The sequence below is a fragment of the Nocardia sp. NPDC003963 genome (genome assembly GCF_053605105.1).
Genome location: NZ_JBSGIP010000018.1, coordinates 85,547 through 101,091 on the forward strand (window position 1 = coordinate 85,547; position 15,545 = coordinate 101,091).

General features: G+C 62.6%; 9 protein-coding genes. 6 read left to right on the forward strand and 3 right to left on the reverse strand.

Going from position 1 to position 15,545, the window contains the following annotated elements; translation table 11 throughout:
• Positions 1-1,042 precede the first annotated feature (1,042 nt).
• From ACWEWT_RS24455 to ACWEWT_RS24470, 4 genes are all read left to right on the forward strand, one after another.
• On the forward strand, positions 1,043-1,675 hold the full coding sequence (locus ACWEWT_RS24455; protein ID WP_452562270.1) for a DUF4352 domain-containing protein: 633 nt from the start codon (positions 1,043-1,045) through the stop codon (positions 1,673-1,675).
• 84 nt (positions 1,676-1,759) lie between these two features.
• The gene (locus ACWEWT_RS24460) at positions 1,760-2,164 is read left to right on the forward strand and encodes a hypothetical protein (RefSeq protein WP_452562271.1); all 405 of its coding nucleotides are present in this window, start codon (positions 1,760-1,762) and stop codon (positions 2,162-2,164) included.
• Between the two features lie 1,034 nt (positions 2,165-3,198).
• Positions 3,199-6,687, forward strand: coding sequence for a DEAD/DEAH box helicase (locus ACWEWT_RS24465; protein ID WP_452562273.1), 3,489 nt, complete (start codon positions 3,199-3,201; stop codon positions 6,685-6,687).
• Positions 6,688-8,650: 1,963 nt separating this feature from the next.
• Positions 8,651-9,433: a Shedu immune nuclease family protein gene (locus ACWEWT_RS24470; RefSeq protein WP_452562274.1), complete on the forward strand. Its 783-nt coding sequence runs from the start codon at positions 8,651-8,653 to the stop codon at positions 9,431-9,433.
• 988 nt (positions 9,434-10,421) lie between these two features.
• Here the strand turns inward: ACWEWT_RS24470 and ACWEWT_RS24475 are convergent.
• Positions 10,422-11,450: a tyrosine-type recombinase/integrase gene (locus ACWEWT_RS24475; RefSeq protein ID WP_452562276.1), complete on the reverse strand. Its 1,029-nt coding sequence runs from the start codon at positions 11,448-11,450 to the stop codon at positions 10,422-10,424.
• Positions 11,447-11,905: a hypothetical protein gene (locus ACWEWT_RS24480; RefSeq protein WP_452562278.1), complete on the reverse strand. Its 459-nt coding sequence runs from the start codon at positions 11,903-11,905 to the stop codon at positions 11,447-11,449. Before ACWEWT_RS24480 ends, ACWEWT_RS24475 begins: the two co-directional genes overlap by 4 nt.
• A 978-nt stretch (positions 11,906-12,883) precedes the next feature.
• On the opposite strand from ACWEWT_RS24480, the gene ACWEWT_RS24485 reads away from it, so the two are divergent.
• Both ACWEWT_RS24485 and ACWEWT_RS24490 read left to right on the forward strand, forming a co-directional pair.
• Positions 12,884-13,294: an excalibur calcium-binding domain-containing protein gene (locus tag ACWEWT_RS24485; protein ID WP_452562289.1), complete on the forward strand. Its 411-nt coding sequence runs from the start codon at positions 12,884-12,886 to the stop codon at positions 13,292-13,294.
• Positions 13,295-13,490: 196 nt separating this feature from the next.
• Positions 13,491-13,709 (forward strand): hypothetical protein, encoded by a 219-nt coding sequence (locus tag ACWEWT_RS24490; protein WP_452562279.1) that lies wholly within the window; start codon positions 13,491-13,493, stop codon positions 13,707-13,709.
• A gap of 505 nt (positions 13,710-14,214) precedes the next feature.
• On the opposite strand, the gene ACWEWT_RS24495 is transcribed toward ACWEWT_RS24490, so the two are convergent.
• Positions 14,215-15,426 (reverse strand): WD40 repeat domain-containing protein, encoded by a 1,212-nt coding sequence (locus tag ACWEWT_RS24495; protein ID WP_452562280.1) that lies wholly within the window; start codon positions 15,424-15,426, stop codon positions 14,215-14,217.
• Positions 15,427-15,545: the final 119 nt, after the last annotated feature.

Below are 15,545 nucleotides of genomic sequence, written 5' to 3' on the forward strand. Positions count from 1 at the left end.
GGACCCGGCCGCACTGGTCGAGTCGTTCGCGGGCGCCGAGCAGGTGCTGCTGGTGTCCGGCAACGACACCACCGCCGATATGTCGGCCTGCACCGCAACGCGACCGAGGCCGCCGGCGCCGCCGGCGCCCAGCGGATCCTCTACACCAGCCAACACGGCGCCGCCCCCGACAGCGTAATACCCGCACCGCTACCGCACGATCCTCGCCGATTCGGGAGTCGCCTGGACCGCGTTGCGCTACGGCATGTTCGGCAACCTGCGACCACCTGCTCGGCCTCTGGCAACAGACAGGGGTGATCGCCCCTCCTCGGCCGCGAACCTCGCAGCGCCGCCGACCAGCTTGCGAACCACATCGCCGCCCGATAGCCATCACCAGTGGACCCTAGGCTGAGCACCAGCCATCGACCGACATATCAGCAAGACCATCACCAACCAGTTTCTATGGCTTAATGCGCATATCTGAGTATCATCACTCTGGAACCGGGGTTTCGGGGTGATGTCACCGCCGGCTCCATCGAACCTTTCACCATGGCCCGAAGTTGCTGGCAATGGCCCGAATTCAGCGCGGCCCGCGAAATCCAACAAGGTTGAAAGCGGTCTCACCGGGTACGCTGCCGTGAGGCCATACCCGGCCCACTCCCCCACCGGACCCAGGACGGAACGCTCCTTCTGCTGCGCGGCGCATCCACTGCCACGTGTTCCAGCTCCGTTCGGATCGCCGACTTCCAGAATGCTTGATAGTGCTTCTCGCGCAACTGCCATCGCTTTACAGACACCTTCAAGCAACAATCCGCACAGTGCAGGTACCGGCGACTCTCACCTTGCTCCTAGGGCTGTTCGATGGCCGCGCGGAGTGTGGGGTGCGCCGCCGACATTGTCGCCGGCACCGGTGTCGTTCATAGCACTGATGCGCCACCGTGCACGTTGATCGACAGCAGCCATTCCCCGAATGGATCTCCTCAAACTATGTAACACGCCACACGTATTGACGGATTCATATTCGCCGGGACCGTAACTGCGCGCACAACATTGAGGGGATACGTTGACCAACCAGCCTTACCCATCTCAGCCTCAGCAGCCGTACGGCCACTACCCGCAACCGCCGCGGAAGAAGAAGGCCGTGTGGCCGTGGTTGCTGCTGATCCCAGCCGTGTTCCTGCTGTGCGGTTTCGGTGGCTGCGTCGCCCTCGTCGCCAACAGTGACGAAGTAGCCTCCTCGGCATCCGAGGGGTTCGAAGACGGTGCCGCCGCGGTGTCACCCGACACCGATTCCGATATCGCGCCGGCCGGCTCACCGGTCCGGGACGGGAAGTTCGAATTCCAGGTGACGAAGCTGGAGCAAGGCCAGGAAGCCGTGTCCTGGTCGAGCTTGGTTCAGCGGGAGGCGCAAGGCCAGTTCGTTCTGGTGCATGTGACGGTCACGAACATCGCGAACCAAGCCCAGTACTACTTCGGGCAGAATCAGACTCTGATCGACCGGCAGGGCCGCGAGTTCGCCAACGACACGGTCGCTGAAGCCTATGTGAATGAACCGGGTGCGCACAGTGGTGAGATCAACCCCGGTAACAAGATCGATGTGGTGCTCGTGTTCGACATCGCCAAGGACGCGGTACCCACGGCGATCGAGTTCCATGACTCAGCGTTCTCCGGTGGCGCGCAGGTCGCGCTGCAATAGTCACCCCGCTGGTTGCGCGGCAGCTGCAGAAGCGCTCTGCCGCGCATCATCATTTCACCCAGAGGAACCCGCACAGGAGAATCCATGAGAAACGCGCCCATCATTCTCGCGCTCATCGCGTTCATTGTAATAGTTACAGCCTCCCCGCTGCTATTTACAACCATGAATGTCGAAGGCCCTGCCTATGAGGGGAACTGCGGCACCATCTTTGCGAGTGGAGATTCATGGACCTACAGCTCCCCGTACGCGGCCCGTCCGGAACTCGATAAAGCGGCTATCTGGAAGGGTGACACGACCAGTGCGGTAACGAGCGCGCTGGACGAGATGCAGGCCAACTGGCAGTCCGGGATCGACGCCGGTGAGGCATGTGAGAAAGCGCATGCTGGCCGTCGTATCGTGTTGATCGCGGTCGGTGTCTGCGTGGTGGCGGTTATCGGAACGGCGTCCTGGTTGGGGGTGCGCGCCCGCCGTGAGAAGGCAGTGAGCTGACCCGATCAGCGCGCGGCACCATTTCAACATGGGTTCGAGCAGACGGCCGGTGTACATCATTCGCGGCAGGGTCGCGAAGCCCGGCCGCTGCACCGCGCCCCAATGCCTGGGCCGAGTCCGCGTCCATCGAATGCCACCACACGGAGACCCTCTGGGGCCTCAGCAGGTCGTCGGGTTGGATATCGCGCCCAATCGACGGAGTCCTCGGCGAACACAGAACACACACCTGCAATCGATAGTTAGCCGAGGGGATCGAGGACGACACGATTCACATGCCGCCCCGCCCGGACGACTGCCCCTGAATAAGGAGCTTCGGGAGCGCGTCCAACGTTCACATGGAACTTCACCCGATCCCCACTTACGAGGCGCTCGTCGACAGCGAAGCGAACGCCGATCGAGAGCGCGACGAGCAGTGGGCGGCGTGGTTCGGTGGAATCAAGCCGCTGACCGACACGGAATCGAAGCAGCGATCAACTCCCGCGCGCCGCGGCCGGTCACCGACTGCGTCGCCAACGTGTCGAACGCTCGCCCATACAAGCCGACCTCCCGCAGCTGCCTGATCGTCAGCTCTGCGGTGCGCTCCTCGGACGGCGATACCACCGTCCGCCTTCCCGGAAGGACTGCCGACTATCGTCAACACGTCGTCGTGTGCGGTAAAAGCCGCTCCCCCAATGCTTCTCGTCTTATACGCTGGAGGGAGTTCCGGCGACGACAGGGTGGGTGTCATGGTTCGCGGCAATGAGGAAGCTCTTCGGCAAGCTCAGATTCTCCAGTACTGGCGGTCTGTGGAGTACTTCAGCCCACCGTCGGGAATCGAGCGTCCCGGGTACGGCAAGGACACAGTGAAAGCCTCCCCGGGGCAGCAACTGCCGTGGGCCAGGGAGCAGCGACCTCCCAGTGGGAACAAGGTGTGGCGTTACACCGTCTACGCCGGAATATTCGAGGTGGAGCGAGTCCGTACGGCACTCGGATCGATTCTGGCCCCGGCGGAACAGGAGCACGATCCGGGCGGGCGCGTCCGCGGCGATGGAGCGTTGCTGAGTCTGACCCTCGACGAGAACGGCAAGCTGTTCAAGGACAGCGTGACCTTGTCGTCGTGTGCCTGGGCTGTAGGCCGGACCGTCGGCACACCGGGACCGGATGCTGATGACTGGCTCGATGGCTTCGAGGCGGAGGAAAAGCGAATCCTGCATGTCCTGTTCGACATCGGTGACGGGCGGGTACGTATCGACTCGTCGGGTTCCGTCGAATCTCGGGGTAGCCGAGCCGCTCGCTTGATCGCCGGCCTGGGCGCCCGTGTGGCGATCGATGTCGCAACCGGCGGTATCACCGCGCTACCCGGCCTGATCGGGTCTGCTGTGGAATCACATCTCGGCAATAACGCTGCCACGATCGCGGAATCGATGGCGGGTTCGGTGTCCGCTGATGCTGTCAGCTCCCTGGAGGCCCGGCGGGACCGCATCGGTCAGAACCCCGACGAGGGCGAAGAAGCTTCGACCTCGGAAGATACCGGTGCATCGGCCCAGGAAGCGCTGGGCAGAAAGTCTCTCGAACTCGTCGACCTGGTCGCCCTCACCCGGTGGGTATCCGAACAGCTCGGTGTGGACGAGACATTGGAGCCGGACGATATCTGGATCAAGCCGTATCAAGTGTCGCTTCGTCATGCGGACGAGGTGTCCAGCGACGAACTGATCAACAGCTTCTACGCCGAAGACTTGAATCGGGTGGCCGACGAATTGCTGTCGGGCAACGCAGGGCAGGCCGTACTGGACTACTTGGCTTCCGACGTAACCGCAGAATCTTTTCAACGGCTGGATGTACGAGAAGATCCAGCCCGGGTGCTACAGGACCTGCACCCGGCCGTCACGCCGGACGGGCGTTGGCCGGGTCGACCCGATCGGCCGCTGGTTTCGAGCCAGCAGTTCGCCATCAACAACATCATGCGCAAGCTCTCCGCCCCGGATGCCCGCGGCCTGTACGCGGTCAACGGTCCCCCGGGAACCGGTAAGACGACACTGCTCAGGGACCTGATCGCGGCGATCGTCGTCCAGCGTGCAGAAGTACTCGCCGGGCTCCCGGACCCTCGATCAGCCTTCCGTCCCGACTCGGAAGCGGTGAAATGGCAAGACCCTGAGAAGCCCCAGTATCACCGCAGGATCGTTCCGCTCATCGAGGAACTGACCGGTTTCGAGATCGTGATCGCCTCCTCGAACAACGGTGCTGTCGAGAACATCACGCTGGAAGTGCCCACCGAGGCATCGATCGACACTGAATCGTTCCCGGACGCCGATTACCTCTCCGGTGCAGCCACACTACTCGCCGGCGAACCGTGCTGGGGCGCGGTAGCCGCACGACTGGGCAAGCGACCCAACCGCGTGGGTTTCGTCGAACGTTTCTGGTGGGGCAAGGAACAGGGACTTCACCCCACCCTGAGGGAGTACATCGACGGATCCAACTCGGCCGCCGAACGAAAATGCTCCTGGCGCGAGGCCAAGCAGCGATACCGGGAGGCGGTGGCCGAAGTAGAGCGACTGAGAACCGAACGCGAGGCCGTCGCCGACCTCTACCAGATGTGCACTGGTGAAGACGATATTCTTACCGACCTCCGTGCAGGAGTGACCGCTTGGCGGAGCGAGTGCGGGCTGCTCGAAACCCGACGAGACGAACTGCGGGGCTCGCTGGCGGCGCACAATGATGCTCATTCTCGAAACCTGGCAGCAGTTGCCGACCGGCGTGGTGCGCTGGCCACCGTGGAGGTGACAGTCCGCAGGGCCGAGGGACAACTCACACTGGCAGAAGAGCGCTGCCGCCACCATGCCGGAGAACGGCCCGCCTGGTGGAAGCGGCTCTTCGTACGAGCCGCCGACCAGCAGTGGCAGCGCGACCACACGGCGTATCAGGAAGCAGTGCGGCAATCGGGGGAAGGCGTGCAGGCCACCTGGTCGGAGCAGGAAGAACGCGAGATCGCGCTGAGCACTGCCGTTGAACAGGCGGCACTGTCGGAGGAGCGGACAGCCATTGCTCGGCAGCAGGTGCAGGACTGCGAGCGAGAGCTGCAGCGAGGCGAGGCGAAAACCGCTGAAGCAGAGAACATGGTACAAACCCGCGTCATGGAGCTGCAGCACGCGGCAGCCGAGCTGGAACAGAAGCGCCTTCGCCGTCCGGGCCACGTCCCCGGACCGGAGTGGACAGCCGCACCGGAAGACCGCTCCGCAATGGAGACACGCGAACAGACGGCACCGTGGATGGACCCTGAGTTCGCTCGAGCCCGTTCGGAAGTTCTACTTTCCGCGCTCGACCTGCACCGGGCAACGCTGTTCGCCGAACCCGATCTGGTTTGGCGGAACATGCGCGCCGTCACCGACATCATCCGCGGAGACGCCCCGAACAACCTTCCGGAAGACACACTCCTGGCCGGCTGGCAGATGCTGTTCTTCGTCGTTCCGGCCGTATCGACAACCTTCGCTTCCCTGCCGACCATGTTCGCCGGAGTAGGCCGGGAAAGCATCGGCTGGCTGGTTATCGACGAAGCAGGCCAGGCCACACCACAAGCCGCGGTCGGTGGCCTGTGGCGTAGCCGCCGGGCCGTGATCGTCGGAGATCCACGACAGCTGGAACCGGTGGTGACACTCCCGATGCCCGGCCAGAAACTCCTGGCAAACCACTTCGACGTCGATATCCGCTGGGCACCGCAATCGACTTCGGTGCAGTCCCTGGCCGACCGGGTCACACCACTGGGCACCTGGCTACCCGGCCTCGACGAACTCGAAAACATCTGGATCGGTTCACCTCTGCGGGTGCACCGACGCTGCGATCAACTGATGTTCGAAGTCAGCAACGCCATCGCCTACGACGGAATGATGGTCAACGGCGTCAACGACCGCACCACATTCCCACTCGCCCGCAACAACCTCTGGATCGACATCCCCGCCCCCGCAGACGGTCGCAAATGGAACCCGGAGGAAGGCAAACAGCTGGTATCAGTGCTGGAAAAGCTCTATGCCCGGATATCGGAATCGATGATCGAAGAACTAGCCCGCATCCGAGAAGAATCAACCGACCCCGATCGGCTACCCGCCTGGGCGCAGGACCCGCAGCAACAGCAAACCGAAGCCCGACGCCGACTCGCCGACTCGATATTCATAGTCAGCCCCTTCCGCGAAGTTGTCACCGAAACCTCCCGCTACCTCCGGAAAAACAACTTCACCATCCCACCCTCCCGCTGCGGCACCATCCACACCACCCAGGGCAAAGAAGCCGACATCGTCATCATGATCCTGGGCACCGCCACCGACCAGCGCCGCGCCCGCTCCTGGGCCGCCGCCACCCCGAACCTCCTCAACGTCGCCATCACCCGCGCCCGCCGCTGCCTGATAGTCATCGGCGACTACGAGAACTGGTCCAAACTCCGAAACTTCGCCGAACTGACCGAACACAACGGCGGACTACTACAGAGGTGGAGCCCCTCGGCAGAACTGGAAGTAGAGGGTGCCGAGAGAATCGACCAGCAAGAGGATGCCTGACCTACTGCAGGATCCGAGTGGAGCCGAACCGATCAGACGGTCCATGACCGCGAGTGGAGCCGCCGATCGACCCCAGGCGGTACCGGCCAGCGCGAAGAACGCCGCACGGGCCGCCCAGCACAGCGGCACCAGGGCCACGGCCCTGTCAACCGGTTCAGTAGCCCTCAGTAACCTTCAGCGCGCATTCGTACAACACGACAATGGGCCTGACGCAGCATTGGCGAGGCCCAGGCCTTTCTGAGCTTCCGTCCCTTCACTGTGCGCCCGTCCTCCGGTAAGGGCCGCCTTCGGGATGCAGATGCCCTGGTAAGTCGGGCCGAACCACCGCACCGCAGCCACCCTCAACACACCGAAGTGAAGCTCCCGAAGCAGTCACCCGGAGCGCGACTACCGGACCATAACTCCAGTCAAAACTAGCAACTTGACCTGGTCGATGCGCGAGCTCAGGCAAACTTGCTGACAGCTACAGGGATCCGTGCTCGGGCATGCGCCCGGACACTCCGGGTCGAGCATCGACGCCGAGTGGCTCCGGGACCATTCCGGACTCTTCACGGTACAGCTCGGACGAACACGCACTTGGTCGTGCCACTGATCCTGTGGACGCTATGCGGACAGATCGCCCTTACGGTGATCCGACCGTGTCGGTGCCTTCGGGCACGATGGGCTCCCCCTGGTCGGATAGGGCCCGATCGACTTCTCAAGGAGATATTTTGCATTGCAGTTTATTTGATTGTCCGCGCTCAGGTCGGAGCGGTGCGTTTATCCATGCGGCTTCCAGTGGCGCCCTGCGCGCGGAGGGCCCCCCACTCGCGGGTCGCTTTCCACATGCCATCCGAACGTTCCGCAAGCGATGACTCGCCGGTGGCTCATAATCGCCAGCGACCGGTCTCCGATGTCCGAGAGGGTGAACCTGTCCGACAACTGGCAAGACGCGAGATCTTTCACGGCTCCACTGACTGCCGCGGTCGGCGACGCCGTCGTCCTGTGGCGGAGCAGCGCAAAGGGTATCGGGAGCGGGATCGTCGCGATCGGTCGCATTACGATGTCGACTCCTAAGGGCGAACCGTCATTCGACGAGCTGTGTCGCTCAACTCTCGGACACTCAACCGTGCCGAAAAGCGAGCCAGCGGTGTCGTTGATAACGATCGACTTCGGCACCCTACTTCTAACCAAGCCGCTCATGGGCAAGTCCCTGCGCTCAGCAGCACTCTTTGGACTCGTCAAACAGGCGCAAGCCGCAGCCCGTAGATACCGGCGCCCAATCGAAGCCCTGGAACTCACCGATGACAAATGGCGAGCTCTTGAACAATTGGCCGAAGAATCGAAAGCGCCCTCCGAGTGGCCGCTTGCACTGAATATAACTCCCGGCTCAGTCGTCTCCCGCTCTGAGTTACAGAGCGTCTACGGCGGAACGTCAGGACCACTGGCAGTTTGCGCCCGACCCCGTAACGTGTTCCTTTTCGTAAAACGCGCAGCAGATCCCGCAGCCCTCGCGCCGAGATGGGTCGAGAATACGCTCCTCGTTCCCGGCAAACCTGCCACCATCGGGATGTGGAACAGCGTCGCATCTGAGAACGTGGTTCTAGTCAACCATATCCGAAGGGGGATCCCCCTTCATGTATTCGAGGTTCGAGGGAGCGAGTGCCTGTATGTTGGCGAATTTGCAGTGGACCAGGCTAATCCAGTCGAACGAGTAGCCGATGCAGGCACAAGAAGGGCTAGAAGTTCGGCCTCCGACAGGCTAACTCGCCGCACGGCGGAACGATCAACAATTCGAAGCCAGACCGTGCCCGTATTTCGGCTACGTCAGCTTCAGGGTATACACCTTTTCGCGGGTGAACCCGATCCGTTCAACACAGCACCGCGGATGCATCTAACTCTCCGGGCAACCACAGAACACGCGGACATTGCCTCGAACACGACGCAAGCCGACTCGGGAAACGCCTCGCCAACCAGAAACACTGTGCCCGGTTCCACTACTGACGAGGAGGCGACGCTACTCGCCACATACAGAGCCGATCCCGAGCGATTTCGGCAACTGATAGCCGATGACGACGCTGCGCGCGACTTGGTGGCGATGGCCCACCGCAGGCGTCAGGTCGAACGATTTCGACGCATGCTGGAAGATGACGAGTTCTTCGATAAGGAAGTGACCGAGTCCAGAGGCCGAGGACCGGAACAGGTGTGGCAGCACTTCTTCGAAGACAACCCCTGGATCTTTGGTGTGTCGTTGGCCGGACAATTGCTGACCTCGTGGGACCGCGAAAAATTGGAGCAAGTGGTCGCCGGTGCATCGATCACCGGGGCGGGCAAGCGAACTGATGCGCTCCTACGGACCACTGGCCGGGTCAAATCGTTGGTATTCGCCGAAATCAAGACCCACAAGACTCCCCTGCTCACTCGCGAACACCGCTCCGGGTGTTGGGCACTGTCCGCCGAGTTGTCCGGAGGCATAGCTCAAGTGCACGGCACCGTACACCTAGCGGTACACGCTATCGGCGAGCGATTGCACAGCACTGCCACTGATGGCACCGAAATCGCTGGCGACTACACCTATCTGCTGAACCCCCGCTCGTTCTTGATAATCGGACAGCTCGACGAGTTCCTCAGCAAAGACGGAGGGCACCACAGAGACAAGATCCGGTCATTCCAGCTCCTTCGCAACAATCTCAAAGACCCCGAATTGGTCACCTTCGATGAACTTCTCGCGCGAGCCGAATGGTCAGTGGAACCATTACGCCCTTGACTCAACTCTTGCCCACTAGCGCACGCCCGCGCCCAATGGAATCGAAACCCATAACTCCCATGAACACTGGCAGTCGACGCAACAGATCAAGCCGGTCGCCGCTACCTAGCGCCGGACATACGCGAGCATGCGCGGCGGTGCGATGCTCCCCTTGGCGATTGGCACGGTCGTTGACGGCTGTCCGTACACCACTCTCCATGCCTATCAAGCTGGCAGCTCGATAGGCTCTGATCCGCTCAAAGCCGATCTACCCGACCTGCCACAATGACTCCCCGTCGCGGACATACACCGGATCCGGTCCAACTGTTTCGTTGGCAGCACGACGGCAGAACCGTCATCAACACCATTTCCGGGGCCAAACCGCAGGTAGACGTGGGGTTGGATCAAGAGAAAACAGGTCAGGCCCGGTGCTAGACCGGGACTAAACCTGGGGTCTTGGATGGGGGCATAGGGGACTCGAACCCCTGACCCCACTCAAGGCGGCGTCTACTGGTCTCTGCGACGCCGGCAAGCACTCGGCCGAGCCGAAGGAAGCATCGACACTCCTACCTACGAGCAGCATCTTCGATTGGTTCAGGTCCCTGTCCCTGCGCCCGGCGATGCGGCTTCGACCCAACCGCCGCAGCGCGGTCCCTACTCGCCGGACCGGGCTCCGCGGCCGCGCTTCGTCCTGGCCCTGACGCGCCAGCCGGTGAGATGCGCAAGGGCGATGGTGACTTCGGCGATGGTCGCGGTGGTGTGGACGCCGGTGCAACTACACAATTGCCAGGGCAGAAATGCCACGAAAAGGTGTCCGGATCGGACATGAACCCCCACCGGCCAATCTGACCTGCGAATATGCCATGAAGACAGTTATGGATCTTAAACATAATCGCAGGTCAGAGTGCCGAAAAAGTGTCCGGAGGGGGATCAGAACACTGGAATCGCAGCAGCTGCACCGGGGTTCGGTGTGCATGCGGCCAGAGTACACGGATGTTGTTGTTCCTGGTCAGGTCATGGACTCCCTCAGGTTCGCAGGGTTGTTGCGGGCGAGGGGGTGTGGTTGCCCGGTCAGCGCCGAGAGCGCTTCGGCACATTCGGGCAGAGATGCTGTGGTGTAGATCGGTGTGGCCGATAAGCCTGGGTTCTTGTGGGCGGCATAGCGGCGGGCGATGGCTTCGCCGTAGTGACGTTCGACGTAGGTCAGGGTGGTGTGCCGCAGCCAGTGCACGGTGACGCCTTTGGCGTCGGCCCAGGCGAGGTGGTGGTGGAATCGGTTGTGCAGGTTGTCGTAGCGGCGGTCGGTGATGGGTTTGCCGTTGCGGGTGCGTAGAACCTGATGTCGGGCCGGTGCGGAGGCTGCGCCGCGGTGGGCGACGTGGTCGAGTAAGCGGGTCATGAGTAGGGGTGTGATGGGGTGCCAGGCGTCGACGCCACCTTTGTGGTGGAGTAAGACAGTGGAGTCGTCATCGCTGAGGTCGTCGACTCGTAGTGCGAGTGCTGCGTGGCGGCGGCAGGCGGTTTCGATGTGCAGGCGCACGATGAGTGCGTCGAGTTCGGGGTCGTTGCCGGTTTCGATAGCAATGCGGCCGAGTTCGGCGACCTGGTGCGGGGTCAGGGCGTGACGCGTGCTTTCCAGCTTGGGTGGCATCGGCACTTTGGTGGCGGGGTTGGCGGCGGGGGTGATGAGGCCGTCGAGTTCGGCGAGCCGGTAGAGGCGCCGGATTCCGTGCAGGAGGTTACGGGTCGCGGCACTGCCACCACGCCAGTTCGACCGGATGATCGCGCCGGCTTTGTACCGGTTCATCAGTTGCAGGATCTCGGTGGGCGTCGGTTCGGACAGGTTTCGAGGGCCCCATTCGGCGAGCAGGAGCCGCCAATAAGTGCCGTAGTAATCGTGTTGGACTGGGGATTCGGTGGCCAGTATGTGCGGGATGAAGTCGTCGAACGTCGCTTCAGGCGGGGCGAGTGCGTGCAGGGGGGTCGCTGTCTTGCGGGTGAGGGTTTTGCGTAACGCAGTGAGGGTGTTGTCCTTCATGACTCGCTCCCCCGCAGCTCAGGGCAGTGGGCTAGAACGGCCGCGGCCAGGATCCGCGGCGGCAGAACCGCGAGTATCTCCACGCTCGATGAGGCGACGACCAGGACCCGGTCGCCCGGGTACAGACCGCACCGGTTCCTGATGCGTGACGGTAGGACTACGAACCCGGAGGCCGGTAACTGGTGGCCTCGAGGTGCGCGACGGATCACGATGACACCGTCCTTTAGGCCCATCGATACCGTTTGCCCTGATGGCCAGTTCAGGTGGCGGACGGTGGCGCGGGCGGCGAGCCGGCCCCGGTTGTCCATTGCGGTCATCGAGCAGTGTAGGTCGGAGCGGGCGTTGTCGTCGAAGGTGTCGGGGAACGCGAACTCGGTAACGAGACTGTCGGATACCGGTGCTGTTGGGGTGGGTTCGGAGTAGAGGCCGCCGAAGAATTCGTCCGCCATGCTCATGCCGGATTCCCTCAAGCAGACGTGGACAGGGCGGCGAGCACCGACAGCGGAAACAACCAGATTGATCGTCCGATCAGCGGATTCCCGGTTTCCCGCTGCGGCCTTGTCGTGAGATTGCTACCCGAGTGGGCTGGCGGGTCAGCGATCACGGAGACCCCGCCGTTTGGGTGCTCGTGTGGAGTGCCGGTTCGGTCACTGGGTGTTCGGATGCACCGACGGTCATTGCGGTCACCGACGATGTGGATGCGCGCCTGGGCCGCCTGCATTCGAAAGGTCGACACAGTGGATAAATTGAGCATAGGGCACCGCTTTCACGCCTGCCCGCTGACTCTCCCACCACAAGAATACCAGCTCGGCGGCGGAAGTTCCGATACAGCGGCAAGGACTCGGCGGAGAAGTCGTCGGCCAATGTTTGCAACATCCCATCCGAGGCCCCTGCAGATGCCATGGTCCGCCGACGTCCCTACCTCGGTGATTGCAGCGACATCACCTTGGAAAGCGAAGCGATCAGTTGCTATTGGCGGCAGCGCAATCTTGGAACTCATCGAGAGACACGCGGCCACAAGGCGAGCAGATCGGAGCGAGAGCATCCGGATCGGGTTGGATCTCATCGAGAGCCGACCGTTGTAGGTGATCATAGTGTCTACGCCCGGGTAGCAAGGCGGGAAGGACGGCATTCACACGCTCGGTAGCCAGTCACCCGGTCGGACACATCTACCTCGCTACCGGCAGGACAGCCCATATACCCGCTCTTGGATACTTCAAACATGCCGTGAAACACAAACCACGCCCGTGGCGATCTCTCAAAGGACCAGCGGGAGTGCTGCTTCCGCCCAGCATCAGTCAGGGGAGTCATCCATGGGATACCACGACCAGCAGGCATTGAACGTCGCGCGACGAAGACGCACAAACCGCAACGTCCTCATAGTCGTCGGTGTCCTGTTCGGGTCATTTCTGCTGTGCGGGGTCATCGGCTCGATGCTCGACGACAACGCAGAAGGCGAAGATCCCTCCCCGACCACAACACAAATCGCAACAACCACACCGAAGCCGGCACCTTCGACATCAGTGACCGCGGCACCTCCCAGCAGCACCACTGTCAGCCTCGCGCCACCACCCTCGCAGCCCGCGGCGACGACCGTCGCCACGCAACCACCGGCCGCCGTCACACCGGTAGCACCCGAGCCCGCGCCTGCACCACCTCCAGTGGCAGTACCCGAGCAGGCACCGGAACCGACCACTGTCCCACCGCCCTCACCAGCTGCGCCGCGGGTGTCCTACAAGAACTGCGACGCGGTCCGCGCAGCCGGGGCAGCACCCATACACGCCGGACAACCAGGCTACGGGCGCCACCTCGACAGCGACGGGGACGGCATCGCCTGCGAGTAACAGCATCACAAGCTCACACGACAGAACAGCGCCGGGTCATCACCAAGTAGGAGAACCCATGTGGGGACAACGGACACTCGCAACACTGATCGGCACCGCAGCGATCAGTGCGTCAGCTGCCGGCCTCGCCGGCCGAGCAGTCGCAGCACCCGAACCCGAATACCAGGCCGCAGCAGCACAACCATCGGCGATCCTGGTGACCGTCGACCAGGCCGGTGAGTTCGTCAACGCGTGCATGATGCAGGGCGACACCATAGAGGTCAGGGCCGCTATCGGTGCCGCGCTCGGCGCTCTCGCAGGTCTGCCGATCTTCATCGTCGGCGCGATCCCCGGAGCCCTGGTCGGCGCTGGTTTCGGGGCTTTGTCGTGGGTGATCGCAGATCAGTCGTTGCGGCAGATTCCGTCCTGCCGCTGACAGTCGACGAAGAACTTCCCTGACTATCCAGAGACCGGATAGTCAGGGAAGTCTCAAGATCATGGGGGGTGACTCTTGCACAGCGACGACCTCGCTACGCTGTGAACACTCGGTGGACCAGTCCGGATAATCACTGCTGCGCAGGCAGCAATCCAGCATCTCGCAACCCGCCATACCCGAGAGCGAGACCAGCTGCGGCATTCTGTTAAGAAATCGCTGCATGCGTGGTGTACGTCGGAATCGCCACCTTGATCAGTTTGATCCATCCCGGCTCCCAGCGACGGGCTGATGAACTGAAAGTCCTGGAACTACTGCTGAGATCAGTGCGACGGCAATCCTTCCAAGCTATTTTGTGCTGCCGTTCCGCCGTAGTCGACCTCTGAGACCACAGAGCGCGACACAGATTGACCGGACGGCCTGTATCGAGATGGCGCGCGGCAGCCGGGAACGCCAGGTCGGTGCTCGACTGTTCGCTTCAGATGTCCAAATCTTGTTGAAACCCCACTCAGAATCCAGTTCGGAACTTGAGAACTGCTATGTCGTTACCCAGACCCACGACGATTTGTCCGCCGGAGCCAGCCGCAACAAATGCAGATGGGCTCGGCACATCCAGTAACGCGACCTCCGCTGATGCTTCGAGATCCCATACTCTTACCGTGCTATCGCGGCCGGTGGTAACAGCAATGGGTTTGTCGTCGAGGTAGGTGCAAGCCACCGCTTGGACCGCGTCGGTGTGGCCGGTGATCTCGGAGTGTTCGGTGCCGTTGATCAGGTCCCATACCCGCACTGCGCCGTCGCCGCTGCCGGTGACGGCGACAGGTCGACCGTCGAGTTGGATACAGGCCAGTGCCCGCACTTCGGAGGTGTGACCGACGAGTTCAGAACGTTCAGTACCGGTGATCAGGTCCCACACTCGTACCGTTTGTCCGTGACTTCCGCTGGCAGTGACGACGACCGGTCGGTCGTCGGTGTGGGTGCACGCAATCGCCCACACTGGATCGGAATGGCCCGCGAACAGAGCGTGCTCGCTGCCCGTGGTCAGATCCCACACTCTCACCGTGCCGTCGCGGCTCCCGGTGACTGCGACCGGACGGTTACCGAGACGAGCACAAGCCACCGCCCACACTGGATCGGTATGGCCCGCCAGCAGAGCGCGTTCGCTGCCCGTGGTCAGATCCCACACTCGCACCGTGCGGTCGCGACTGGCGCTGACAGCAACGGGCCGGTCGTCCAGGTACGTGCAAGCCACTGCCCGAATCGCGTCAGCGTGGCCGGCGAGCTTGGCGTGTTCGTTGCCAGTGGCCATGTCCCGGATTCGCAGTGCCTCGTTGCTGCTGCTGGTAACCAGGATCGCCGTGTCCTGGGGCCCTATCACGACGGCCTCCTGAACAAGGTCGGTGTGGCCGCCTTTCGACCTCTGGGTGTGTAGCGTGTCCAGGTCCCATACCCGCACCGTGCTGTCATGGCTGCCGGAGACCGCGACCGGACGGCCATCGAGAAGAACGGAATCAATCGCCCGCACCGTATCGGTGTGACCGACCAGCACCGAGTGTTCGCTGCCGGCCTCCAAGTCCCAGACTCGCACCGTGCCGTCGCGGCTGCCGGAGACCGCGACCGGACGGCCATCGAGATGAGTACAAGCCACCGCCCGCACCGTATCGGTGTGACCGGCTAGCACAGACCGTTCGATACCAGTCCCCAAATCCCAAACCCGCACCGAGCCGTCACCGTCGCCGGTGATTGAGGTTCCGACTTATATCTCCGGTAGCGGTTTCGTGGTCGGGGTAGCTCCCCGTAGCGTGCCGCAGCGGGCCGGGTGGTTTGACTCCTGAGGTT